The sequence below is a fragment of the Salmonella sp. SA14318 genome (genome assembly GCF_029866905.1).
Classification (GTDB): Bacteria; Pseudomonadota; Gammaproteobacteria; order Enterobacterales; family Enterobacteriaceae; genus Salmonella; species Salmonella enterica.
Genome location: NZ_CP123282.1, coordinates 1,089,823 through 1,111,982, shown reverse-complemented (window position 1 = coordinate 1,111,982; position 22,160 = coordinate 1,089,823). Strand labels below are relative to the sequence as shown.

General features: G+C 52.8%; 21 protein-coding genes and 5 tRNA genes. 10 read left to right on the top strand and 16 right to left on the bottom strand.

Annotated elements, in window-relative coordinates:
- Nucleotides 1-160 precede the first annotated feature (160 nt).
- The 4 genes from QEN32_RS05340 to emrB all read left to right on the top strand — a co-directional run bounded on the left by QEN32_RS05340 (nucleotide 161) and on the right by emrB (nucleotide 5,226).
- Nucleotides 161-1,345, top strand: a complete 1,185-nt coding sequence (locus QEN32_RS05340; protein WP_000165758.1) for an MFS transporter — start codon at nucleotides 161-163, stop codon at nucleotides 1,343-1,345.
- A 496-nt stretch (nucleotides 1,346-1,841) separates the two neighbouring features.
- Nucleotides 1,842-2,372: a transcriptional repressor MprA gene (gene mprA / locus QEN32_RS05335; protein WP_000378431.1), complete on the top strand. Its 531-nt coding sequence runs from the start codon at nucleotides 1,842-1,844 to the stop codon at nucleotides 2,370-2,372.
- A gap of 126 nt (nucleotides 2,373-2,498) precedes the next feature.
- Nucleotides 2,499-3,671: a multidrug efflux MFS transporter periplasmic adaptor subunit EmrA gene (gene emrA / locus QEN32_RS05330; RefSeq protein ID WP_197397782.1), complete on the top strand. Its 1,173-nt coding sequence runs from the start codon at nucleotides 2,499-2,501 to the stop codon at nucleotides 3,669-3,671.
- 16 nt (nucleotides 3,672-3,687) lie between these two features.
- Complete coding sequence (gene emrB, locus QEN32_RS05325; RefSeq protein WP_001187297.1) at nucleotides 3,688-5,226, top strand: multidrug efflux MFS transporter permease subunit EmrB; 1,539 nt, start codon at nucleotides 3,688-3,690, stop codon at nucleotides 5,224-5,226.
- 48 nt (nucleotides 5,227-5,274) lie between these two features.
- On the opposite strand, the gene QEN32_RS05320 is transcribed toward emrB, so the two are convergent.
- The 15 genes from QEN32_RS05320 to pncC all read right to left on the bottom strand — a co-directional run bounded on the left by QEN32_RS05320 (nucleotide 5,275) and on the right by pncC (nucleotide 17,072).
- Entirely contained in the window at nucleotides 5,275-6,645 is a 1,371-nt protein-coding gene (locus tag QEN32_RS05320; protein WP_000645137.1) for a carbohydrate porin, read from the bottom strand.
- A 345-nt stretch (nucleotides 6,646-6,990) separates the two neighbouring features.
- The gene (luxS, locus tag QEN32_RS05315) at nucleotides 6,991-7,506 is read right to left on the bottom strand and encodes an S-ribosylhomocysteine lyase (protein ID WP_001130193.1); all 516 of its coding nucleotides are present in this window, start codon (nucleotides 7,504-7,506) and stop codon (nucleotides 6,991-6,993) included.
- A 149-nt stretch (nucleotides 7,507-7,655) separates the two neighbouring features.
- Nucleotides 7,656-9,212: a glutamate--cysteine ligase gene (gene gshA / locus QEN32_RS05310; RefSeq protein WP_000611821.1), complete on the bottom strand. Its 1,557-nt coding sequence runs from the start codon at nucleotides 9,210-9,212 to the stop codon at nucleotides 7,656-7,658.
- 76 nt (nucleotides 9,213-9,288) lie between these two features.
- A complete protein-coding gene (locus tag QEN32_RS05305) occupies nucleotides 9,289-9,714 on the bottom strand; it encodes a YqaA family protein (RefSeq protein ID WP_001279499.1) in 426 nt (141 codons plus the stop codon).
- Nucleotides 9,711-10,277, bottom strand: a complete 567-nt coding sequence (gene yqaB / locus QEN32_RS05300; protein WP_000271291.1) for a fructose-1-phosphate/6-phosphogluconate phosphatase — start codon at nucleotides 10,275-10,277, stop codon at nucleotides 9,711-9,713. The genes QEN32_RS05305 and yqaB overlap by 4 nt, the downstream gene beginning before the upstream one ends.
- Nucleotides 10,278-10,513: 236 nt before the next feature.
- Nucleotides 10,514-10,590, bottom strand: a tRNA-Arg gene (locus tag QEN32_RS05295).
- A 181-nt stretch (nucleotides 10,591-10,771) separates the two neighbouring features.
- Nucleotides 10,772-10,848, bottom strand: a tRNA-Arg gene (locus QEN32_RS05290).
- A gap of 62 nt (nucleotides 10,849-10,910) precedes the next feature.
- Nucleotides 10,911-10,987: transfer RNA gene (locus QEN32_RS05285), tRNA-Arg, on the bottom strand.
- 62 nt (nucleotides 10,988-11,049) lie between these two features.
- Nucleotides 11,050-11,126, bottom strand: a tRNA-Arg gene (locus QEN32_RS05280).
- Between the two features lie 3 nt (nucleotides 11,127-11,129).
- Nucleotides 11,130-11,222, bottom strand: a tRNA-Ser gene (locus QEN32_RS05275).
- A 303-nt stretch (nucleotides 11,223-11,525) separates the two neighbouring features.
- Entirely contained in the window at nucleotides 11,526-11,711 is a 186-nt protein-coding gene (csrA, locus tag QEN32_RS05270) for a carbon storage regulator CsrA (protein ID WP_000906486.1), read from the bottom strand.
- Nucleotides 11,712-11,945: 234 nt separating this feature from the next.
- Nucleotides 11,946-14,576: an alanine--tRNA ligase gene (gene alaS, locus QEN32_RS05265; protein WP_000047232.1), complete on the bottom strand. Its 2,631-nt coding sequence runs from the start codon at nucleotides 14,574-14,576 to the stop codon at nucleotides 11,946-11,948.
- A 235-nt stretch (nucleotides 14,577-14,811) separates the two neighbouring features.
- Complete coding sequence (gene recX / locus QEN32_RS05260) at nucleotides 14,812-15,312, bottom strand: recombination regulator RecX (protein WP_001294863.1); 501 nt, start codon at nucleotides 15,310-15,312, stop codon at nucleotides 14,812-14,814.
- 116 nt (nucleotides 15,313-15,428) lie between these two features.
- Nucleotides 15,429-16,490 carry a recombinase RecA gene (gene recA, locus QEN32_RS05255; RefSeq protein WP_000963151.1) on the bottom strand — a complete coding sequence of 354 codons (1,062 nt, stop codon included), beginning with the start codon at nucleotides 16,488-16,490 and terminating at the stop codon, nucleotides 15,429-15,431.
- An 84-nt stretch (nucleotides 16,491-16,574) separates the two neighbouring features.
- A complete protein-coding gene (pncC, locus tag QEN32_RS05250) occupies nucleotides 16,575-17,072 on the bottom strand; it encodes a nicotinamide-nucleotide amidase (RefSeq protein WP_010835022.1) in 498 nt (165 codons plus the stop codon).
- Between the two features lie 195 nt (nucleotides 17,073-17,267).
- On the opposite strand from pncC, the gene QEN32_RS05245 reads away from it, so the two are divergent.
- Complete coding sequence (locus QEN32_RS05245; RefSeq protein ID WP_000053775.1) at nucleotides 17,268-17,513, top strand: hypothetical protein; 246 nt, start codon at nucleotides 17,268-17,270, stop codon at nucleotides 17,511-17,513.
- A 37-nt stretch (nucleotides 17,514-17,550) separates the two neighbouring features.
- Here the strand turns inward: QEN32_RS05245 and mltB are convergent, their stop codons facing one another.
- Complete coding sequence (mltB, locus tag QEN32_RS05240) at nucleotides 17,551-18,630, bottom strand: lytic murein transglycosylase B (protein WP_000476826.1); 1,080 nt, start codon at nucleotides 18,628-18,630, stop codon at nucleotides 17,551-17,553.
- Nucleotides 18,631-18,883: 253 nt separating this feature from the next.
- Here mltB and srlA point away from each other — a divergent pair, with 253 nt between their 5' ends.
- From srlA to gutM, 5 genes are all read left to right on the top strand, one after another.
- On the top strand, nucleotides 18,884-19,447 hold the full coding sequence (gene srlA, locus QEN32_RS05235; protein ID WP_000573333.1) for a PTS glucitol/sorbitol transporter subunit IIC: 564 nt from the start codon (nucleotides 18,884-18,886) through the stop codon (nucleotides 19,445-19,447).
- Nucleotides 19,444-20,415: a PTS glucitol/sorbitol transporter subunit IIB gene (locus tag QEN32_RS05230; protein ID WP_000199039.1), complete on the top strand. Its 972-nt coding sequence runs from the start codon at nucleotides 19,444-19,446 to the stop codon at nucleotides 20,413-20,415. Before srlA ends, QEN32_RS05230 begins: the two co-directional genes overlap by 4 nt.
- An 11-nt stretch (nucleotides 20,416-20,426) precedes the next feature.
- A complete protein-coding gene (gene srlB, locus QEN32_RS05225; RefSeq protein WP_000111553.1) occupies nucleotides 20,427-20,789 on the top strand; it encodes a PTS glucitol/sorbitol transporter subunit IIA in 363 nt (120 codons plus the stop codon).
- A gap of 11 nt (nucleotides 20,790-20,800) precedes the next feature.
- Entirely contained in the window at nucleotides 20,801-21,580 is a 780-nt protein-coding gene (gene srlD / locus QEN32_RS05220) for a sorbitol-6-phosphate dehydrogenase (protein ID WP_001077372.1), read from the top strand.
- A gap of 76 nt (nucleotides 21,581-21,656) precedes the next feature.
- Nucleotides 21,657-22,016 (top strand): transcriptional regulator GutM, encoded by a 360-nt coding sequence (gene gutM, locus QEN32_RS05215; RefSeq protein WP_000255198.1) that lies wholly within the window; start codon nucleotides 21,657-21,659, stop codon nucleotides 22,014-22,016.
- Nucleotides 22,017-22,160 lie beyond the last annotated feature (144 nt).

Genomic DNA, 22,160 nt, shown 5'->3' with positions numbered 1-22,160 from the left:
GTTTTTTATGCCGGATAAGGCGCAGTTCATGCGCTGCTATCCGGCCAACGCAATCTCTCCTCAAAGCGCACGATTCATCACGTCACTGTTCCCCTTTATTCATCAACATCCGCTATGATTGTTTTCCCAGGAAATAATTATCTGAATCACGATTACCATAATGACGAAACCCACTCATGAGCTTAGCCCGGCGCTGATCGTTTTAATGTCTGTGGCCACAGGTCTGGCGGTCGCCAGCAACTACTATGCCCAGCCGCTGCTTGATACCATCGCGCATCACTTTTCGCTTTCCGCCAGCTCCGCAGGGTTTATCGTTACCGCCGCGCAGTTGGGCTATGCCGCTGGCCTGTTGTTTCTGGTGCCGCTCGGCGACATGTTTGAACGCCGAACGCTGATTGTCTCCATGACGTTGCTGGCGGCTGGCGGAATGCTGATCACCGCCAGCAGTCAGTCGCTTAGCATGATGATACTCGGAACGGCCTTAACCGGACTGTTCTCCGTGGTGGCGCAGATTCTGGTTCCGCTGGCCGCCACGCTTGCGACGCCCGCCACCCGCGGTAAAGTGGTCGGCACCATTATGAGCGGCCTGTTGCTGGGGATCCTGCTGGCGCGAACGGTCGCCGGACTGCTGGCAAACCTCGGCGGTTGGCGCACCGTATTTTGGGTAGCGTCGGCGCTGATGGCGCTGATGGCCGTCGCGTTGTGGCGCGGACTGCCAAAGCTCAAATCCGACACCCATCTTAACTACCCGCAGCTGTTGGGTTCTGTATTCAGCCTGTTTATTCACGATAAGCTGCTGCGTACCCGCGCGCTGCTGGGCTGTCTGACCTTTGCTAATTTCAGCATCCTCTGGACGTCAATGGCCTTTTTGCTCGCCGCGCCGCCGTTTAGCTATTCCGAGGGGATGATTGGCCTGTTTGGCCTGGCGGGGGCCGCCGGCGCTTTAGGCGCGCGTCCGGCTGGCGGATTTGCCGATAAAGGTAAATCTCACCTCACCACCACGTTCGGCTTACTGCTGCTGTTACTCTCCTGGCTGGCTATCTGGCTTGGGCACACCTCGGTACTGGCGCTGATTATTGGCATTCTGGTACTGGACCTCACCGTTCAGGGGGTACATATCACCAATCAGACGGTCATCTATCGTTTGCATCCGGATGCGCGTAACCGGCTCACCGCCGGCTATATGACCAGCTACTTTATCGGTGGCGCCGCGGGGTCGCTGATTTCCGCCTCCGCCTGGCAACATGCCGGCTGGGCCGGCGTTTGTCTGGCGGGTGTCACGGTAGCCTTACTTAATTTACTGGTCTGGTGGCGAGGTTTTCACCGACAGGAAGCCGTAAATTAAGCGGATAGTGAGCGTTTACCTTTGTTTAAGCTCCTTAGGGTGTTAAGGAGCTCCCCAGTCTGTTAAGGTTATGCTATTCATTTATCATGGTTATTTTTATACCGGTGAAGAATAATATAATTCTATGGAAAGCCCTGCATCCCCATCTGCTCCCAGGCCAATAGCGCCCGTTCAAGGATTCGAAGGTCGTTCACCGATAGCTATCCGTGATATTCCGGTGGCTTTTGCATCGGGTTGTAAGGCCGTTTACCCGGCTTTCGCCCCTCCCGCTTATCGTTCTCTCCTGATTTTTTCATGCAGGCACTCACGCTTTTCTCGTCATTCCTGGATTTGCCGCAGGCGGCGCTTTACCGGGCCCAATGTTCCCGCTGGCGTCTCAGTCTGCGTATCATTGGTTGCTTTATAGCCTGAAAGAATGATTTTGTATTAATAATACATTTACTTTATTTGTCACTGTCGTTACTATATCGGCTGAAATTAATGAGGTCATGCCCAAATGGATAGTTCGTTTACGCCCATTGAACAAATGCTAAAATTTCGCGCCAGCCGTCACGAAGACTTTCCTTATCAGGAAATTCTTTTGACTCGTCTTTGTATGCACATGCAAGGCAAGCTCCTGGAAAACCGCAATAAGATGCTGAAGGCTCAAGGGATTAACGAGACGTTGTTTATGGCGTTGATTACGCTGGAGTCTCAGGAAAACCACAGTATTCAGCCGTCTGAATTAAGCTGCGCGCTGGGTTCATCTCGCACCAATGCGACACGCATTGCAGATGAGCTGGAAAAACGCGGCTGGATTGAGCGTCGTGAGAGCGATAACGACCGCCGTTGCCTGCATCTGCAATTAACGGAGAAAGGTCAGGCATTTTTGCAAGAAGTGCTTCCGCCTCAGCATCATTGTCTGCATCAACTCTGGTCATCACTTAGCACTGCCGAAAAAGATCAACTTGAGCACATCACTCGTAAACTCCTGACGCGTCTTGATCAAATGGAGCAGGAAGGCACTGTTCTTGAGGCGCTGCGCTAAAGCGCCGACCCGCTCAAAAATCCAGATTAATAACAGGAAAGCGGACAGGCCGGCACGCATTACTGCTGGCCTTTCTGACAACAGGTCGGCTCAGCCGATGTGAATAATAAGATCGTGGAGAACAACATGAGCGCAAATGCGGAGATCCAAACCCCGCAGCAACCGGCTAAGAAGAAAGGCAAACGTAAAACAGCGCTGCTACTTCTTACCTTGCTCTTTGTTATTATTGCCGTGGCATATGGAATTTATTGGTTTTTAGTATTGCGTCATATTGAAGAGACAGATGATGCTTACGTGGCAGGGAACCAGGTTCAAATCATGGCGCAGGTGTCAGGCAGCGTGACGAAAGTCTGGGCTGATAACACCGACTTTGTAAAAGAGGGCGATGTTCTGGTCACGCTCGATCAGACTGACGCCAAACAAGCGTTTGAAAGAGCCAAAACGGCGCTGGCCTCCAGCGTGCGCCAGACGCACCAGTTGATGATTAACAGCAAGCAGTTGCAGGCGAATATCGACGTGCAAAAAACCGCCCTGGCGCAAGCGCAAAGCGACCTTAACCGTCGTGTGCCGCTGGGTAATGCCAATCTTATTGGCCGGGAAGAGCTGCAACACGCCCGCGATGCCGTCGCCAGCGCGCAGGCACGGCTGGATGTCGCCATTCAACAGTACAATGCCAACCAGGCAATGATACTCAACAGTAAACTGGAAGATCAGCCCGCGGTTCAACAAGCGGCGACCGAAGTGCGTAACGCCTGGCTGGCGCTGGAGCGTACCCGCATCGTCAGCCCAATGACTGGTTATGTCTCCCGCCGCGCCGTCCAGCCTGGCGCGCAAATCAGCCCCACCACGCCGCTGATGGCCGTGGTGCCTGCAACCGATCTGTGGGTGGACGCTAACTTTAAAGAGACCCAATTAGCGAATATGCGCATTGGGCAGCCAGTGACGGTGATTACTGATATTTATGGCGACGACGTAAAATACACCGGTAAAGTCGTCGGTCTGGATATGGGAACAGGCAGCGCCTTCTCCCTGCTGCCCGCGCAAAATGCGACGGGTAACTGGATTAAAGTGGTTCAACGTCTGCCGGTACGCGTCGAACTGGACGCCCGCCAGTTAGAACAACATCCGCTGCGTATTGGTTTATCGACGCTGGTCACCGTGGATACCGCTAATCGCGACGGTCAGGTACTGGCCAGCCAGGTACGAACGACGCCGGTTGCCGAAAGTAACGCACGCGAAATTAATCTCGCGCCGGTCAATAAACTGATCGACGACATCGTACAGGCTAACGCGGGTTAATCCTGAGGTGCGTGTGATGCAACAGCAAAAACCGCTGGAGGGCGCGCAGCTCGTCATCATGACGATCGCGCTGTCGCTGGCGACATTCATGCAGGTGCTGGACTCCACCATTGCCAACGTGGCGATTCCGACCATCGCCGGGAACCTGGGTTCTTCCCTAAGCCAGGGGACATGGGTTATCACCTCTTTCGGGGTGGCGAACGCTATCTCGATTCCCTTAACCGGCTGGCTGGCGAAACGTTTTGGCGAAGTCAAACTGTTCATGTGGTCGACGGTCGCCTTTGCCGCGGCCTCCTGGGCCTGTGGCGTATCCAGCAGCCTGAACATGCTGATCTTCTTCCGCGTGGTGCAGGGCGTGGTCGCCGGGCCGCTGATTCCGCTCTCGCAAAGCCTGTTGCTGAATAACTATCCGCCTGCAAAGCGCTCCATTGCGCTGGCGCTCTGGTCAATGACCGTCATTGTCGCGCCGATTTGCGGCCCGATTCTGGGGGGCTATATCAGTGATAATTACCACTGGGGATGGATTTTCTTCATCAACGTGCCGATTGGCATCGCCGTCGTCCTGATGACGTTACACACGCTGCGCGGACGTGAAACGCATACCGAACGGCGACGTATTGACGCCGTCGGGCTGGCGTTACTGGTGATTGGCATCGGCAGCCTGCAAATTATGCTCGATCGCGGTAAAGAGCTGGACTGGTTCTCCTCGCAGGAAATTATCATCCTGACCGTGGTCGCCGTCATCGCCATCAGTTTCCTGATCGTCTGGGAACTGACCGACGATCACCCTATCGTCGATCTTTCTCTTTTTAAATCGCGTAACTTCACGATTGGCTGCTTGTGCATCAGCCTTGCCTATATGCTCTATTTCGGCGCCATTGTTCTACTGCCGCAGCTTTTGCAAGAGGTGTACGGCTATACCGCAACGTGGGCAGGTCTGGCGTCGGCGCCAGTCGGCATTATTCCGGTAATTTTGTCGCCGATTATCGGACGCTTCGCGCATAAACTGGATATGCGCAGGCTGGTCACGTTCAGCTTCATTATGTACGCCGTCTGTTTTTACTGGCGCGCCTGGACGTTCGAACCGGGTATGGATTTCGGCGCTTCCGCATGGCCGCAGTTTATTCAGGGATTTGCCGTCGCCTGCTTCTTTATGCCGCTGACCACCATTACGCTCTCCGGGTTACCGCCAGAACGGCTGGCAGCGGCATCAAGCCTGTCGAACTTCACGCGAACGCTGGCAGGTTCCATCGGCACCTCGATTACCACCACTATGTGGACCGATCGTGAGTCGCTACACCATGCTCAGCTCACGGAGTCGATTACGGCGTATAATCCAAACGCTCAGGCTATGTACGATAAACTGGAAGGCTTAGGGATGACGCACCAACAGGCGTCAGGCTGGATAGCCCAGCAAATCACGAATCAGGGGCTGATTATTTCCGCCAACGAAATCTTCTGGATGTCGGCGGGGATCTTCCTGGTGCTGCTCGGCCTGGTGTGGTTCGCCAAACCGCCCTTCGGTGCGGGCGGCGGCGGTGGCGGCGCGCACTAACTATCTGATAAAAGGGATCTGCGGATCCCTTTTTTAGTAGACCAACAATCAGAAGAAATATTTGAATCTCAGACGCCCGCCGTAACGCGCATCTTCACTGTTATCGCCATTATTCGGATTGGCCTCTACCCATGAAGCATAGGCACCGAGGTAGATGTTAAAGTTTTTCATATCCATCACGTTGGGGAATAAATATGAGGCATGAATAGTGTGAATGTCATAATTGCCGGGATCGGTGATCCAGCAATCGTCCTCACAAACGGCATCGATATTAGTAGCATTGAAGGCTTCGATTTTGTTATGCGCATAGATATAACCCAGTTCAAATCGATGCCACAGCGCATTCACCCCAGCGGTAAAATCTGTCTCATCGGTCGCATCCATATAGGCGGTATTCAGGTTAATCACTGCGCCATCTTCCGGGTCAGTTTTTTGACCATTCCAGGTCATGGTAAAACCATAGCCCGTACGATCTGACTGATCGATCCACTTCCCATTCTCATAATAGCCATAGGCGTTGTTAACAACGTTACTTTCCATCGCTATCGCCGTTGAAAAACGCCCGTTTTGCCAGGCGATAACCGGACGGACGTAAGCCACGTTTTTATCGTTGGTTAAATCCATTCCGTGGTACTGCTTCTCGGTATATAACGTACTGCCATTTTCCAGCAATGTGTTAACTTCGAAATACCAGTTGTCGATGGTTTTACTCAGCAGGAAGTTACCCCCACTGTCGCTACGTCCCCGTCCTTCTTTCATCATATAGATATAGCCGTAACCGTCACTGTAAAGATCGTTCGCTGTATTCCCCGAATATTCAATAAACGTATCCTGATTCAGCGGGAACATATCGTAGGCTTCAAAACGACCAACCTTAATTTTCCAGTCATTCTCACGACCAAAGAAGAAAACGGCATCATCAAGGTTCATTTTTCCGGTCAGGTCCGCCAGAGGCTGTACAGAGAATCCGGCAAAATTACCGTTGTCCAGCCGCTGGTAGCCATCAAAGCCCAGCAACAGGCGTCCGTTAATATCCCAGCGTTCATTGGTTCCTGATGCCCAATCTTTATTCGCTGACGTTCTCATCGAGGTCAGGCTACCGGAACGGCTTGCCGCATCCATATTAAATTCGACATCGCCATAGAACTTAATATCGCTGAATCCAGATAAGGTCAGCTTCGGCGGCGTTTTATCTGCTGCAATGGGCTCGGCGGACTGGACATTCACCGTCGGCGTAGCGGCGACCTGCTGCTGTTTCAGCGAGCGAATTTGCGCCTCGGCATCGGATGCCCGTTTTTCAGCATTAACAACACGTTGCTCCAGTTCAGCCAGACGCTGCTCAATAGTGATATTATTCGCTGCCCAAAGGTTATGAGAAAAGCAAGCGCCGATCATCAGCGCCAAATATTTAGCCTTCATTTTTTATCCCTTAAGTTTGATGTATACCAGATAAGATTTGCTAAAAACCCCATCGACCGGCTATTAGTAGAGTCTTGTTATTACCTGGATATCTGGCGCATTCCATTATGTTTTTCTATTAATTATTTATGATTTTTAGTTTATGTGATCAATACACTCTGGCATCGTGAGTTATCCGCCTTTTCTGTTTACCAGATCACATTTTATTATTTAACAGGCCAGGCATTACTTAATTTAAAATGTATTCTCGCCGCAAATATAATAAACGCAAATTATATTAAGCAATAAAAAACCCCGGCCATAGACCGGGGTTAATTTAAATACTGGAAACGCTTACCAATAAGACTAAATATGCAGTTCCTGCAGTTTTTCTTTCGGCAGCGCCAGCTCTTTATTGCTGTTCACGCGCACATCACACTCCAGAATATGACGGGCAATGTCCTGCGCTTCACTGAGCGAGTGCATCTGATACGTACCGCACTGGTAAACGTTCAGCTCCGGGATCTGGTTTTGATCCTGCACTTTCAGCACATCCGCCATCGCCGCTTTCCAGGCGTCGGCAACACGCTGCTCGTCCGGCGTGCCAATCAGGCTCATGTAAAAGCCGGTGCGGCAGCCCATCGGCGAGATATCGATAATCTCAACGCCGTTACCGTTGAGGTGGTCGCGCATAAAGCCAGCAAACAGATGCTCAAGCGTATGAATCCCTTTTTCCGGCATCACTTCTTTGTTCGGAATGCAAAAACGCAGATCAAACACGGTGATTGCGTCGCCATGCGGGGTGTTCATCGTTTTTGCAACCCGGACCGCCGGCGCTTGCATCCGGGTATGATCGACTGCGAAGCTATCTAATAATGGCATTTAGTCACCTCCGATAATTTTTTAAAAATAAACTGAACTCTTTGTTCCGGGGCGAGTCTGAGTATATGAAAGACGCGCATTTGTTATCATCATCCCTGTTTTCAGCGATGAAATTTTGGCCACTCCGTGAGTGGCCTTTTTCTTTTGGGTCAGGCGTGTTTCGCAAGCCACGCGGCAAACGGCTCGGTATCCGCCGCCTCAATCTCCTGCTGACGACGTACTGAAGCGTCACGTTCAGCAATAAACTCTTCTTCCTGTAAAATCTCCAGCGGCTCTTCGCGTAACAGATTACGGTAAGCCTCACCGAACGCTTTCCCGGTGCCGCCAATGCCTTCATCAATCATAGACCGTAGGATCCGGGCGGAGAATGTCAGTTCAGGATTATCAAAGCAGGCGACCAACTCGTCACACACCTTTTGATACTCCTCTCCCCCGTGGATACTGTCCAGCGTTTGCGCCACGCGTTTCAGATCGCGGAAAAGATCTTTCCCGACTTTGGGCAGCGGGAACTGCGCAGTTTCACAGCCAATGCCTAACGTCAGGCCCGGCTTACGCCCTTCCAGAATAACGCGATTCCAGTTAGTACGCGTACATAACAGCTCATCGCTACTCATTTCCGGCGCATCGGCCAATACGCACCAGACCATAAACAGATCGAGGAAGCGCACCTGTTGCTCGTCTACGCCGATCGGTGAGAACGGGTTAATATCGAGAGAACGAACTTCAATATACTCAATACCACCACGCAGAAGCGCGTCAGAAGGCGATTCGCCGCTGCGCGTCACGCGCTTGGGACGAATGGGCGCGTACAGCTCATTTTCAATTTGCAGAACGTTGCTGTTAATCTGTAGCCGCTTACCGTCTTTTTCCACACCAATCCGCGCGTACTCCTCGGAAGGGGTTTTAATCGCGCGCTTCAGACCTGCAACGTATTCATGCAAATCGTTAAACGTAATTCCGAGATTGCTTTGCGACTTATTGGTATAGCCCAAATCACTCAAACGCAGCGACGTCGCATACGGCAGGTAGTACATGCCGCAGTCCGTTTTTTCAAACGGTAATGTGGTTGGCTTTCCTTGCAGGAAAGAGGAACAAATGGCCGGAGACGCGCCAAACAGATAGGGGATGACCCAGCCAAAACGGTAATAGTTGCGAATCAGACGAAAATAGCCGGCAGAAATTTTTTCTTTTGCCGCTTCGCCTTCCGTAACGCCGCATTTCGCCTGCCAGAACGCCATCGGTAATGAAAAATTGTAATGTACGCCGGAGATGGTTTGCATCAAAGCGCCATAACGATTTTTCAGCCCTTCGCGATAGAGCGTCTTAAAACGCCCGGTATTGGATGTGCCGTACTGCGCCAGCTCTATGTCCTGCCCTTCCGCAATATAGCAGGGCATACTTAATGGCCACATCCGCTCATCGCCCAGTTTCCTGGCCGTATACCGATGGAGATCGCGCATAAAAGTGAGCATATGCTGGATATCGCCATCGACTGGCGTAATAAACTCCAGTAGGGCTTCCGCAAAATCTGTGGTAATCCATTTATGGGTCAGCGCTGAACCTAACGCTTCAGGATGACCTGTTGTCGCCAGCGTGCCATCAGCATTGACACGCAGCGTTTCGCGCTCTAACCCGCGCTGTATCCCCTTTAACGCCTGAGGATGTTTTTCCAGCCAGGCCAGAGCCTGTGATACGTCCGGGATCAAATTGACCTCCCGCCTGTCCAAATCGTTTTAATAAGCATAACTGTAATGGCGGCCATACATGCCAAACCTACAATTATTACCACCACATCATGCCCTGAACCGTCGCCGCTGCGAGCGCAACATAGCGCAGCGCCTTACCAAGACACAAAAAAAAGATCGTCCGCCCCCACGGGATGCGCATCCATCCCGCTAACAGGCACAACAAATCACCGATGACCGGCATCCAGCTTAATAATAGTGTGGCTGCGCCATAACGCTTTAGCCAGCCAGTCGCTTTTTCCTGCCAGCGCGACGTTTTGCGCAGCGGAAAGAAACGCCCAAGAATAACGTTAGTTACCCCTCCAAGGCTATTACCCATTGTTGCTGTTAAGACTAAGACCCAGGGATGGCTGACGCCGGAGACCAGCATAGCAACCAAAACCACCTCAGAATTACCGGGTAACAGCGTCGCGCTGAGAAAACTACTGGCAAACAGAGACAGGAGCGACAGTCCGTCACTCACAATAGTCGAACATCCACGGCATCCATTCCCGCCGCCCGCGCCGCCTGTAAACCAAAATCGGCATCTTCAAATACCACGCACTGCGTCGGCATGACGCCCATCTGCTGGGCGCACAGTAGGAAGGTGTCAGGCGCAGGTTTGTGATGCTGTACGTGATCTGCCGCCACAACCGCATCAAAATAACGACGCAGCCCCAGATGCGCTAACAAGGCTTCCGCGATAGCGCTTTCGCTACCGGTACCGACCGACATGGGACGCCGCCCATGCCACGCTTTAACCACCTCAACCAGCGGCAGCGGTTCTACGCAGTCCAGCAGGATGCTTTTTACCGCGTCGGTTTTCTCACGCGCCAGTGACAGGGGATCAAGATCGGCATGGTTAAGCTCAATGATTGACTGGGCGATAAGCCAGGTTGGCGAACCGTTAAGCGCGACCATTGCCTGTTCATCAAAACGAAGACCATAGCGCCCCAAAACCTCACGCCACGCTTTGCGATGCGTGGGTTCGGTATCCAGGAGAGTACCGTCCATATCAAAAATCAAACCAGCATAACGTGCGTACATCGTGTTCTCGCAAACCGAATAACCAGACAGTACTTTATCGCAATTGGTTGATTTTGTCGCTAATAGAGATGAAGAGGTATATTCAGGATAAGGGGAAAAGCGATTGCGGGGCAGTGACGTATCCGGGAGGATTATTCACCTTATGGGCCGTTGCTGACGCAACGTTATCCTTCCTGGTGCCAGCGGTGATTATAGCTATCTTATCTGCATCTTTATCGCTGAAAGTACGGAGAATATGGTGCATCCGGGAGGATTCGAACCTCCGACCGCTCGGTTCGTAGCCGAGTACTCTATCCAGCTGAGCTACGGATGCATTGGAAATGATGTTTACTACAAGATTTGATGTCGCATTTACTGCCACACTAAATAAGATGGTGCATCCGGGAGGATTACTCGCCCTTCTGGCCGTTGCTGACGCAACGTTATCCTTCCTGGTGCCAGCGGTGATTACCGCTATCTTATCCGTATCTTCATCACTGAAAGTACGGAGAATATGGTGCATCCGGGAGGATTCGAACCTCCGACCGCTCGGTTCGTAGCCGAGTACTCTATCCAGCTGAGCTACGGATGCATCGGAAAACTTGCTTTACTGCCGATATTGATACCGCGGTGAAAGCCGTATCAAGTAAGAGATGGTGCATCCGGGAGGATTCGAACCTCCGACCGCTCGGTTCGTAGCCGAGTACTCTATCCAGCTGAGCTACGGATGCATCGGGAAACTTGCTTTACTGCCGATATTGATACCGCGGTGAAAGCCGTATCAAGTAAGAGATGGTGCATCCGGGAGGATTCGAACCTCCGACCGCTCGGTTCGTAGCCGAGTACTCTATCCAGCTGAGCTACGGATGCAAATGGCGGTGAGGCGGGGATTCGAACCCCGGATGCAGCTTTTGACCGCATACTCCCTTAGCAGGGGAGCGCCTTCAGCCTCTCGGCCACCTCACCACACGCCTCTTACGAGTGCTTCGAAGAACTTGTTCTGCTCATCGTCGCTGCGTGGCGCACATATTACTTTCTGGGACTTATAAGTCAAACAATTTTTCCAGAGCTTTTATCGTTTGCACACTTCACGCTCAATTAGTCTGTAAAAAAGCCAAAAAGAGTGTTTTATCAACAGATAATTTGATGACACGCTGGCCGCCAAAAGCGCACCATATCAACAGTGAGGTTGAAAAAAGTCATGAAGGGACAACGCGGGCGAGCGAGAAGAGAGGCTGCGTCTCACCCGAAAAGTGAGACGCGAAAACCTTAGTAACTGGACTGCTGGGATTTTTCAGCCTGGATACGCTGGTAGATCTCTTCACGATGGACAGAAACTTCTTTCGGGGCGTTCACGCCAATACGCACCTGGTTGCCCTTCACCCCTAAAACTGTCACGGTGACCTCATCGCCAATCATGAGGGTCTCACCAACTCGACGAGTCAGAATCAGCATTCTTTGCTCCTTGAAAGATTAAAAGAGTCGGGTCTCTCTGTATCCCGGCATTATCCATCATATAACGCCAAAAAGTAAGCGATGACAAACACCTTAGGTGTAAGCAGTCATGGCATTACATTCTGTTAAACCTAAGTTTAGCCGATATACAAAACTTCAACCTGACTTTATCGTTGTCGATAGCGTTGACGTAAACGCCGCAGCATGGGCTGCGGCGCCAACGAACGCTTATAATTATTGCAATTTTGCGCTGACCCAGCCTTGTACACTGGCTAACGCTGCAGGCAGAGCTGCCGCATCCGTACCACCGGCTTGCGCCATGTCCGGACGACCGCCACCCTTACCGCCCACCTGCTGAGCGACCATACCAATCAATTCTCCTGCTTTAACCCGGTCGGTCACATCCTTCGACACGCCCGCAATCAGAGAAACCTTACCTTCAACAACCGTTGCCAGTACGATAACGGTAGACCCCAGTTGATTTTTCAGATCATCAACCATGGTTCGCAGCATTTTCGGCTCAATACCAGCAAGCTCGCTGACCAGGAGCTTCACGCCGTTGAGATCGACCGCTTTACTGGAAAGATTTGCACTCTCCTGCGCTGCGGCCTGGTCCTTCAACTGCTGCAACTCTTTTTCCAGCTGACGTGTACGTTCCAGCACGGCGCGCACTTTGTCGCCCAGATTCTGGCTGTCGCCCTTCAGCAGATGCGCAATATCGTTTAAGCGATCGCTTTGCGCGTGAACGGTGGCCATAGCGCCTTCACCGGTTACCGCCTCAATACGACGAATGCCCGCTGCGGTGCCGGACTCAGAGATAATACGGAATAGACCGATATCACCGGTACGACTGGCGTGAGTACCGCCGCACAGTTCGGTAGAGAAATCGCCCATGCTCAGAACGCGTACACGTTCGTCGTATTTCTCGCCAAACAGCGCCATGGCGCCTTTCGCCTTCGCCGCGTCGAGATCCATGATGTTCGTTTCAATCGGCAGGTTGCGACGGATTTGCGCATTCACCAAATCTTCAACCTGACGAATCTCCGACGGCTTCATCGCTTCATTGTGCGAGAAGTCGAAGCGCAGCACTTTATCGCTAACCAGCGAACCTTTCTGCGCAACGTGTGTCCCAAGCACCTGGCGCAACGCCGCGTGCATCAGGTGCGTGGCGGAGTGGTTCAGACGGATACGTGCGCGGCGCGCTTCATCTACGTCAGCCTGTACCGCATCGCCCACTTTCAGAGCGCCCGCAGACAATTTGCCGATATGACCAATCGCCTGACCATATTTTTGCGTGTCGTCCACAGCGAAAGTAAATCCAGCGCCTTTCAGCTCGCCTTTATCGCCAACCTGACCGCCTGATTCCGCATAGAATGGGGTCTGATCCAGCACGACAACCGCTTCCTGTCCCGCGTTAATCACTTCAACCGCTTTACCATCGACAAACAGCGCGGTCACTTTGCCGTTCAGTTCCAGATGGTCATAACCTTTAAATTCAGAAGCGCTATCAACGCGGATCATCGCGTTGTAGTCCGCGCCAAAACCGCTAGCTTCGCGCGCGCGACGGCGTTGCTCTTCCATAGCGGCTTCAAAACCAGCTTCATCGACTTTGATGTTGCGCTCACGGCAGACGTCCGCCGTTAGATCGACCGGGAAACCATAAGTATCATACAGACGGAAAGCGGTTTCGCCGTCCAGGGTGTCGCCCTGCAATTTCGCCAGTTCTTCATCCAGCAGCGCCAGACCGCGCTCCAGCGTACGGGCGAACTGCTCTTCTTCCGTTTTCAGAACCTGCTCGACCTGCGCCTGCTGACGTTTCAACTCTTCGCCTGCGGAGCCCATTACCTCAATCAGCGGCCCAACCAGCTTGTAGAAGAAGGTCTCTTTCGCGCCCAGCATGTTGCCGTGACGAACCGCGCGACGAATAATGCGACGCAGCACATAGCCACGGTTTTCATTCGACGGCAGCACGCCATCGGCAACCAGGAATGCGCAGGAACGGATGTGGTCGGCGATAACGCGCAGCGATTTATTACCCAGATCGGTGGCGCCGGTGACTTTCGCTACCGCTTCAATCAACGTGCGGAACAGGTCGATGTCATAGTTAGAGTTAACGTGTTGCAGTACCGCGGCAATACGCTCCAGCCCCATACCGGTATCTACAGACGGTTTCGGCAATGGTTCCATAGTCCCGTCAGCCTGACGGTTGAACTGCATAAAGACGATGTTCCAGATCTCAATATAGCGATCGCCGTCTTCTTCCGGGCTTCCCGGAGGGCCGCCCCAGATGTGGTCGCCATGATCGTAGAAGATTTCGGTGCACGGACCGCAGGGACCGGTATCACCCATCTGCCAGAAGTTATCCGATGCGTATGGCGCGCCTTTATTGTCGCCAATACGGATAATACGCTCGCGCGGGATGCCGACTTCTTTTTCCCAGATCTCATAGGCTTCGTCGTCGGTTTCATAGACGGTGACCCATAAACGCTCTTTTGGCAGAGCAAACCAGTTTTCACCGGTCAGTAATTCCCATGCGAACTGAATGGCGTCGTGTTTGAAGTAATCGCCGAAGCTGAAGTTGCCCAGCATTTCGAAGAAAGTATGGTGACGTGCAGTGTATCCGACGTTTTCCAGATCGTTGTGTTTACCCCCCGCGCGTACGCAACGCTGGGAAGTGGTTGCACGGGAATAATTACGTTTATCGAGCCCAAGGAAAACATCCTTGAACTGGTTCATCCCGGCATTGGTAAACAACAGAGTGGGGTCATTGTTAGGCACCAGGGAACTGCTGGCAACTACCTGATGCCCTTTACTATGGAAAAAGTCGAGAAACGCCTGACGGATCTCAGCGGTGCTCTTGCTCATAATTATCCTGAAATCAAGCTACACTTCATCCTTCAGGCCGCCTCTGCGTTGGCTGCGAGTTTCCCGGTCACGCGTTCCCGAGGCTCACTTGCCGCTTTGATGCGGCTTGAATGATTTTGTGTATTTAAGGAATATTCGTCGCAGACGCTGTTCGCCGTTAAGCAACCCGCGTCCAGACGGAAAAAGTGGGAATAAGATAAGTTTTCTTTACCGGGAAGTAAAATCCCGTATGCGCTCAATCTGCAAAATTTCGCCATATTTGCTGGATATCGTCCATCAGATACCCGCGATAGAGCAAAAAGCGCTGTACCTTAACCTTTTCTGAAAAGTTTGAAGGGAGCGGCTCGCCATATTTGCGAACGGCCTGTTCACGTGCCATTTCACTCCAGTCAATTTCACATTCTCGCATCGCTTTTTCAGTCGATTCACGGGAAATGCCTTTCTGATTCAACTCCTGGCGAATACGCGCCGGGCCATAGCCTTTGCGGCTACGACTGGCGATAAAGCGCATCACGAAGCGCTCGTCATCAAGATAGTGATGTTCGTGGCACCAGGCGATCACGCGTTCATAATCGTCTGCCGTCGCATCAATCTCTTCCGGCCCATTTTTGCCCATCACCGGCGCGGAGAGTTTACGCCGTAATTCCTGCTCGCTGTGATCGCGGACAGCAAGAATACGTACCGCACGATCAAGGAGACGAGCATAAGCGGGACGGCGCGATGTGGGTTCACTCATAAAAAACCTTAACAGGGAGAAATGCCAAAAGGGCCGCATAAATGCAGCCCTTGATGGTAATTTAACGTTTTGCTGAATGGCGGCTTCGTTTTGTCCGACCCACCATCACCTGATGATTAAAAATCTTCGTTGGTTTCTGCAACGCCTTCGCTATCGTCAACGGCGAAATCAGGCGTGGTATTCTGATTACTCAACAGTAATTCACGTACCCTTTTCTCGATCTCTTTCGCTGTCGCCGGGTTCTCTTTCAGCCAGGTAGTCGCGTTCGCTTTACCCTGGCCAATCTTCTCGCCGTTGTAGCTGTACCATGCGCCCGCTTTCTCGATCAGCTTCTCTTTCACGCCCAGGTCAACCAGTTCGCCATAGAAGTTGATGCCTTCACCGTAGAGGATCTGGAACTCGGCCTGCTTAAACGGCGCGGCGATTTTGTTTTTCACCACTTTCACACGCGTTTCGCTACCCACGACATTATCGCCCTCTTTCACCGCGCCAATACGACGGATATCAAGACGAACAGAGGCGTAGAATTTCAGCGCGTTACCGCCGGTGGTGGTTTCCGGGTTACCGAACATCACGCCAATCTTCATACGGATCTGGTTGATGAAAATCAACAGCGTGTTGGACTGTTTCAGGTTCCCCGCCAGCTTACGCATCGCCTGGCTCATCATACGCGCCGCGAGGCCCATGTGAGAGTCGCCGATTTCGCCTTCGATTTCCGCTTTCGGCGTTAGCGCCGCTACGGAGTCGACCACAATGACGTCCACCGCGCCTGAACGCGCCAGCGCGTCACAGATTTCCAGCGCCTGCTCGCCGGTATCCGGCTGAGAACAGAGCAGGTTATCGATATCGACGCCCAGCTTGCGTGCGTAAACGGGGTCAAGCGCGTGTTCCGCATCGATAAACGCACAGGTTTTACCTTCACGCTGCGCAGCGGCAATCACCTGCAGCGTCAGGGTCGTTTTACCGGAAGATTCCGGCCCGTAAATTTCGACGATACGCCCCATCGGCAGACCGCCCGCACCGAGTGCGATGTCCAGTGAAAGCGAACCGGTGGAGATAGTTTCCACATCCATAGAACGGTCTTCACCCAGACGCATGATGGAGCCTTTACCAAATTGCTTTTCAATTTGGCCCAGTGCTGCCGCCAACGCTTTCTGTTTGTTTTCGTCGATAGCCATTATTACTCCTGTCATGCAACTTGGTATTGAACCGGATAGTGAATTCGTACTGTTGAAGCAATTATACTGTATGCTCATACAGTATCAAGTGTTTTGTAGAAATTGTTGCCACAGGGTTTGTAGCGCGTACGTCGTCGCCTGTCGACGCACCGATTCACGGTCGCCGCTGAAGCATTCCCGACGCGTAATCCCTTCTCCGCTGACGCTGGCGAAAGCAAACCACACCGTACCAACCGGCTTTTCTTCACTGCCGCCATCCGGCCCGGCAATTCCGCTAATAGCGACAGCAAAATCGGCGCGAGCGGCCTTCAGCGCCCCGATCGCCATTTCGACCACTACGGGTTCGCTGACCGCGCCATGCTGCGCCAGAGTCTCTTCACGCACGCCAATCATCTGCGCTTTGGCTTCATTACTATAGGTGACAAAGCCGCGTTCAAACCAGGCGGAGCTTCCGGCGGTGTCGGTAATGGCTTTCGCCAGCCAGCCGCCGGTACAGGACTCTGCTGTCGTTACGGTCGCCCCGCGCGCTTTTAACGCCAGCCCGACCTGCTCGCTAAGCCGCATCAGTTCACTGTCAGTCATCATGACCTCTGTCAGTTAGAAATCCTGCCGCACAAGATAGCACTTTCCCACCAGAGATGGGGACGAGCAGTCGATTTTACGAGTCGGATTCCGAAAAAATGCCAGCAGGTTATTTATGCAGAATGAAATGAGGTAGCACATGACTAAATAGCAGTACCATGTCGCTAAATTTACACGCACGGAGAGAAAGCAAGGATGTCACTCAAAAAAACGGAAAGCACACAGCACAAACTGAAACAAACCACCCAACTACGGCTATGGGCCACAATTGGCGGCGTCTGTTCACTTGTCATGGGAGTACTGAATATATTGTCGTCAGGCTATTTTGAACCGTATGATGGCGGTCAAATTATCTTAGGCCTGGGATGTCTGGGATATAGTCTGGCACTATCAAAGAAGATATCCCACTTGCAGGCAGAGAATCAGCCCAAAAAGCCATAATAATAGCGGAGGGGGGGCTCCCCTCCCTAAGCGTAAATTAGCGCACCCGCGCCAGCGCTACCGCCTGGCCCAGTTGCCAAACCGCCATCGCATAATGCGTGCTGTGGTTATATCGGGTAATGGTGTAGAAGTTCGGCAGGCCGTACCAGTACTGGTAGCCCGTACCGATATCCAGACGCAGCAGGCTGGCTTCCTGATGATTGCCCAACGATTGCTGCGGCGTTAAGCCTGCGGCGGCAAGCTGAGAGAGGCTGTATTTTGTTTTGAAACCATTCGCCAGTCCCGGCGCCTGACCATTCGCCGGCACCGCAACCGTATCGCCTTTCACCCAACCATGCGCCTTGAAGTAGTTCGCCACACTGCCGATGGCATCTACCGGATCCCACAAGTTAATGTGCCCATCGCCATTGAAATCGACCGCATATTCTTTATAGGAAGATGGCATAAACTGGCCGTAGCCCATCGCGCCCGCAAAGGAACCTTTCAGATTGAGCGGATCGTCTTGCTCATCGCGCGCCATGAGCAGGAAGGTTTCCAGCTCGCCGGAGAAATATTCCGCCCGGCGCGGATAGTTAAATGACAGCGTCGCCAGCGCGTCCAGAATCCGCGTTTTCCCCATGATACGTCCCCAGCGGGTTTCCACGCCGATGATGCCCACAATGATTTCCGGCGGTACGCCGTATACCTGCCAGGCGCGGTTCAGCGCGTCTTCATACTGATTCCAGAACGCGACGCCGTTTTGCACGTTATCCGGCGTAATAAATTGTTTGCGGTAGCGCAGCCAGGCGCCATTTGGTCCGGCGGGCGGCTGAGTGGTCGGCGCTTGTCTGTCCATCAGACGCAGGACGTAATCCAGTCTTTTAGACTGCGAGAGGATCTCCTGCAGCTGCTGACGGTCGAAACCGTGTTTACTGACCATTTTATCAATGAACTGCTGCGCATTAGGGTTGTTGGCGAAGTCGCCGCCCATTTGCATGACGTTATGCTGCGGCTCAAGCAGGAAGCCGCCGGAAGACGTGCCCGTCGTCGCTTGAGTCTCGGAAGATTTTGGCGTGCTGCTACAGGCAGCAAGCAATACGCAAAGTGGAAGTAACGCTACATAACGACGCTTGAACATGAGACATCCATTAAACAAATTCAGCCAGGGAGAAGTATGGTAAAGCATCCCCCGCCGCACAAGGAAGCGGCACAAGAGAATAAATCACCTTTCTCCTCTTTTCAGTTTGTATCCGCTCCCCCACTCCCGCAATCTTTCAACTTAAAATATTTTTCTTTTATTTTGCGATCACAATAACACTTTTTAATCTTTCAACATGATTACAATGAACAGGAAATTAGCAAGAAAACTAAAAACCCTACAGGAGAGAACAATGATCGAAACCATTACACATGGTGCGGAGTGGTTCATCGGGTTATTCCAGAAAGGCGGAGAGGTGTTTACCGGTATGGTGACAGGTATTCTTCCGCTACTGATAAGCCTGCTGGTTATCATGAATGCGCTCATCAATTTTATCGGCCAGCAGCGTATTGAGCGTTTTGCCCAACGTTGTGCCGGAAATCCGCTATCTCGTTACCTGCTTTTACCGTGTATCGGGACATTTGTTTTTTGTAATCCGATGACCCTGAGTCTGGGACGCTTTATGCCGGAGAAGTACAAGCCGAGCTATTACGCGGCGGCCTCCTATAGCTGTCACTCCATGAACGGTCTGTTTCCGCATATCAATCCCGGCGAACTGTTTGTTTATCTGGGTATCGCCAGCGGACTCACCACGTTAGGGCTTCCTCTCGGCCCGCTCGCGGTGAGCTATCTGCTGGTAGGTCTGGTGACGAACTTCTTCCGCGGTTGGGTCACCGATCTCACCACCGCTATTTTTGAGAAAAAAATGGGGATTCAACTTGAGCAGAAAGTTCATCTGACAGGAGCGGTATCATGACACGGGTTCGTATTGAGAAAGGCGCCGGCGGCTGGGGCGGCCCGCTTGAACTGGACGTTACGCCAGGCAAAAAGATCGTCTATATCACAGCCGGTACGCGCCCGGCGATCGTCGACAAACTGGCGCAACTAACAGGCTGGCAAGCGGTGGACGGCTTTAAAGAAGGCGAACCGCCGGAAGCGGAGATCGGCGCGGCCATTATCGACTGCGGCGGTACGCTGCGCTGCGGTATCTATCCGAAACGCCGGATTCCAACCATTAATATTCACTCGACGGGTAAGTCCGGCCCACTGGCGCAGTATATTGTTGAGGATATTTATGTCTCCGGCGTAAAAGAAGAAAACATTACTCTTGTCGGCGAAACGCCTGCCAGTCCCCAGCCTGCCAAAACGACATTAGGACGTGACTACGACACCAGCAAAAAAATCACCGAGCAGAGCGACGGGCTGCTGGCAAAAGTCGGTATGGGAATGGGCTCCGCCGTGGCGGTACTGTTCCAGTCCGGTCGCGACACCATTGATACAGTCCTGAAAACAATCCTGCCGTTTATGGCGTTCGTTTCGGCGCTGATCGGCATCATTATGGCCTCAGGTCTTGGCGACTGGATCGCCCACGGCCTGGCGCCATTAGCCAGCCATCCACTGGGGCTGGTGACGCTGGCATTGATCTGCTCTTTCCCGCTGCTGTCGCCCTTTCTCGGCCCTGGCGCGGTTATCGCTCAGGTCATTGGCGTCCTGATCGGCGTTCAGATAGGCCTGGGCAATATCCCCCCGCATCTGGCGCTTCCCGCCCTGTTCGCGATTAACGCGCAGGCGGCCTGCGACTTTATCCCGGTCGGCCTGTCACTGGCGGAAGCGAAACAAGACACCGTTCGCGTCGGCGTACCTTCTGTGCTGGTCGGACGCTTCCTGACTGGCGCGCCCACGGTACTTATCGCCTGGTTTGTTTCCGGCTTTATCTATCAATAAGAGGTTCAGACATGAGCGTGATTTATCAAACCACCATCACCCGTATCGGCCAGAGCGCGAAGGAGGCGCTCGGCGAACAGATGCTGATTACGTTTCGGGAAGGCGCGCCGGCGGATATCGAAGAATTTTGCTTCATCCATTGTCATGGCGAACTGACCGGCGCGCTGCAGCCTGGCGCGCGGTGTGAATTGGGCCAACATTGCTATCCGGTCACGGCGGTCGGCAGCGTAGCCGAGCAAAACCTGCGTGAACTGGGGCATATCACTTTGCGCTTCGATGGTCTGCGCGAAGCAGAATTTCCCGGCACCGTACACGTTGCGGGGCCTGTACCGGACGATATCGCGCCGGGCTGTATTTTGACGTTTGTCGCTTAAGGAGAAAAAACATGAATCAAGTTGCCGTTGTCATTGGCGGAGGCCAGACCCTGGGGGCATTCCTTTGCCGTGGGCTTGCAGAAGAAGGATACCGCGTGGCGGTCGTTGATATTCAAAGCGATAAAGCCGCGAATGTCGCCCAGGAAATTAACGCCGATTTTGGCGAAGGTATGGCGTACGGTTTTGGCGCCGACGCCACCAGCGAGCAGAGCGTGCTGGCGCTGTCCCGCGGCGTAGACGAGATTTTCGGGCGCGTCGATCTGCTGGTTTACAGCGCGGGTATCGCCAAAGCGGCGTTTATCAGCGATTTCCAGTTGGGCGATTTTGACCGCTCGCTACAGGTGAATCTGGTAGGCTATTTCCTCTGCGCCCGTGAGTTTTCCCGCCTGATGATCCGCGACGGCATTCAGGGGCGCATTATTCAGATTAACTCTAAATCCGGCAAAGTGGGCAGTAAACACAACTCCGGCTACAGCGCGGCGAAATTCGGCGGCGTGGGGTTAACCCAGTCTCTGGCGCTGGATCTGGCGGAATACGGCATTACCGTACACTCGTTGATGCTCGGCAACCTGTTGAAATCGCCGATGTTCCAGTCACTGCTGCCGCAATACGCCACTAAACTGGGCATTAAGCCCGACGAGGTGGAGCAGTATTACATTGATAAGGTACCGCTCAAACGCGGGTGTGATTATCAGGATGTGCTGAACATGCTGCTATTTTATGCCAGCCCGAAAGCGTCTTATTGCACCGGGCAGTCGATCAACGTAACCGGCGGTCAAGTGATGTTCTGACCGTGAATTGCCGGATGGCGCCGTAGGCCGGATAAGACGGTTACGCCGCCATCAGGCAAACCAACAGGAGCACATTATGGTTTCCACTCTGATTACCGTCGCCGTTATCGCCTGGTGTGCGCAACTGGCGCTGGGCGGCTGGCAGATTTCCCGCTTTAATCGAGCTTTCGATAAACTTAGCCAACAGGGGCGGGTCGGCGTCGGGCGCTCCGGCGGGCGTTTTAAGCCCCGGGTGGTGGTTGCCGTGGCGCTGGACGAACAGCAGCGGGTGACGGACACTTTATTGATGAAAGGCCTTACGGTATTCGCCAGACCGGTTAAAATTGCCGCAATGCAAGGAAAACATTTGCATGAATTACAGCCTGATGTGATCTTTCCCCATGATTCGCTCGCGCAGAATGCACTATCATTGGCGCTTAAACTGAAACATGGGTAATTTCGTTGTGAATGCGTATAGCTTGCGAAATTATCATTTTGCAACCAATACCCTAAATAATTCGAGTTGCAGGAAGGCGGCGACGCAGTGAATCCCAGGAGCGTACATCAGTACGTGACCGGGGTAAGCGAGGAAAGCCAACGC